Origin of the sequence: Pseudomonas sp. BF-B-15 (assembly GCF_019946675.1) — a bacterium.
In the GTDB taxonomy this organism is placed as follows: domain Bacteria; phylum Pseudomonadota; class Gammaproteobacteria; order Pseudomonadales; family Pseudomonadaceae; genus Aquipseudomonas; species Aquipseudomonas migulae.
The window spans coordinates 1-2108 of sequence record NZ_JAGYFZ010000206.1 but is presented as its reverse complement, the minus strand read 5'-3'; the positions used below and the strand labels follow the sequence as shown (position 1 = coordinate 2108).

Annotated in this window: 2 protein-coding genes; both read right to left on the bottom strand. The window is 62.6% G+C overall.

The genetic code is table 11. From position 1 onward, the window contains the following. Nucleotides 1-160: 160 nt before the first annotated feature. Nucleotides 161-892 (bottom strand): class II aldolase/adducin family protein, encoded by a 732-nt coding sequence (locus KGA97_RS29345; protein WP_223413542.1) that lies wholly within the window; start codon nucleotides 890-892, stop codon nucleotides 161-163. Nucleotides 893-907: 15 nt separating this feature from the next. Continuing rightward, a complete protein-coding gene (locus KGA97_RS29340) occupies nucleotides 908-1963 on the bottom strand; it encodes an ABC transporter substrate-binding protein (protein WP_192229260.1) in 1056 nt (351 codons plus the stop codon). Nucleotides 1964-2108: the final 145 nt, after the last annotated feature.

Genomic DNA, 2108 nt, shown 5'->3' with positions numbered 1-2108 from the left:
ACAGGGGGTCTGTGTTTTGTTCAGGTCAAGCGGTGTACGCCAACCTTTGTAGGAGCCGGCTTGCTGGCGATGAGGCCCTTGAACCTTGCGTCGATCTTTCGGGCCCTATCGCCAGCAAGCCGGCTCCTACAGTGGATGCGGTGGCTGGGGAATCTCCGGGTTAGCTACGACGGTCGATCGCGGGCACCAGGCCCAGCTCGGTGGCTTTGTCGTACAGGCCGCTCATTTTCCATTGCTGGGTCAACACGCCAGGGCCATAGGCACGGGAGCCGCCGAGGGCGTCGGCGAGCAATTGCAGTTGCGCGCCCTCCTCCAGCAACAGGATGAATTCGGCAGTGGCGCGCAGGCCCTGTTTGCCCCACACGGTGGAGCCGCCGTTGGCTTCGAGAATCGCCAGGTTGAAGGGGTTTTCGGCAATCTTGTCGAGGATGAAATCGACTTCCGGCTGACGGCGGTCGATGTACACCGGCAATTCCCGGGCGAGCTGATAACGCTGCACCGGCACGTAGTGGAACGGCAGCGTGCGGTGGGTTTGCGCCCAGGCGCCGAGGTACGGCGAGTGCACATGGGACACGGTGGTCACATCGGCATGTTGCTGGAACAGTTTGGTGTAACGCCCCAACCCACCCTTGCCTTTGCCGAAGATCACCTTGCCTTCGAAGTCGGTGACCGTGGCTTGCAGCGGCTTGCGGTAATTCCACGGGCCGCCGTAGTTCACCGACACCAGCAGTTCCTGGCCCGGTACGCGCTCAATGAAACCAACGGTGCCGTTGGCGGTGATGGTGTTGGTTTCACGGAACACGGTGAAGGCTTCTTCAGCCTCGATCAGCACCTTGTCGATGAAGTTCTTCAGTTCTTCGCTGATCAGTTGTTCGTTGATGAGGACGGTCATGGCAATTCTCCAGAGTCAGGCGCGGCGCTTGGCCAACAGTTCATGGGCGGCTTGCAACGGGCGCGGATCGACCCAGTCGGCGATGGAAAAATCGCGTTCGAGGAAGCCGTGCAGGTAAAGGAAGTCTTTTTGGGTATCGAGAAATTCCAGACGCTGTGCCGACAGGTCAGGCGCCAGCGTGGTGTGGAATTCACCGCGATAGGCTTCGGCGACACCGGCACTGCCGGCGCGGGTTTCTTCTTCGAGAATCGCGTTCAGCGCCTCGCGATTGTTCGCTGCCCAATCGGCGGCGCTGAGGGTTTGCGCGAGGAAGCGCACGACCAGGTCGAAATGGTTGTCCAGCAGGCTCTGGTGGACCGTGATCGGGCGCGGCGTGCCATTGTTGATGCGATAGCGCGGCTCGGCGATCAGGTCGAGATCAATGCCCACCACCAGCCCGAGACGCCGCGCGGCATCGGCGGCGGACGCGCCTTTGACGTACACCGCGTCGACTTCACCGCGCACCAGGTAATCGAGGCCCGACCACAGGCGTTGCAAGCCCTCTTGAGGATTCGCCGCCTGCTCCTGGTTTTGCAGCGCCACTTCCACCAGTTCGACGTCATCGAAGCCCAGCCCCGCCAGGCTCAACGCGCCTTTGTAGCCGTGCAGGCTCATGGCCCGAGCGATGCTGCCGGGGCGGGTTTCACCCCAGGCCGGCAGCGCCAGACGCTTGCCCTTTAGGTCTTGCGGACGACGAATGCCGGAGTCCGGGCGAACCAGGATGGTTTGCCACTCTTCGATCCAGGTCAGGCCGATCAGGCGACTCGGCGCACCAGCGGCACGTGCCGCCAGGGCCGGTACGTTACCGCCTTCGCGAAACAGGCCCGGCAACTCGTGATCGTAGTGGTGATGCCCCAGTTGCCGGGCCTCCTGCAAGGTCGACACCGGCAGGCCGTCAGCGGCGAATTCTTCGCTGAGCCAACCGAGTTTGTAGGCGATGCCGGAAGCGGTCGGCACCGGGCAACGGGTGAACCAGATCTGCTCCAGTTCAGCCGGGGCAGCGGGTCGGGATTGTTTGGCAGCAAGCGTCATGGGCAGCTCCGTGGTTGGGCAAGTGTCTGTTGCCAGAGCTATTGCAGCGCCCGTGCCAAGAGCTGAAACGCCCGGTTTAAGGGGCTTTGCGCCTGACACCAAGCAAACAACCGACGCTGGTTGCTGGCCTGCCAGCAGCATTGCG